Raw genomic sequence first — 277 nt, 5'->3', positions numbered from 1 at the left:
GGTAGCTGCCGGAGCAGAAACCATCACTACTTTGGTAAACAATCTAGACGGTACTTATACTTATACTTCTGAAAACGGAACTGTAACTACGATTGACGTACCGGCTGATGTGATCAACAACTTTACGGACATCATCACCAATACTACGGTATTGGAGCAATTGATTGAAAACTTGACCAATACTTATGTAGGAGGTAACGTTTATTACGACGGAACTCAATTCACTTATATTGATCAAGCGGGTAATACCCACATCATCAATTTCGAAGACATCGTT

At 39.7% G+C, this 277-nt stretch carries 1 pseudogene; it reads left to right on the top strand.

The window, feature by feature from the left end:
* Nucleotides 1–277 (top strand): annotated as a pseudogene (locus KO524_RS15610) (hypothetical protein); the annotation flags it as partial.

The organism is Flavobacterium sp. NKUCC04_CG (genome assembly GCF_019345525.1).
Taxonomy (GTDB): domain Bacteria; phylum Bacteroidota; class Bacteroidia; order Flavobacteriales; family Flavobacteriaceae; genus Flavobacterium.
This window is presented reverse-complemented; position numbering and strand designations above follow the sequence as displayed.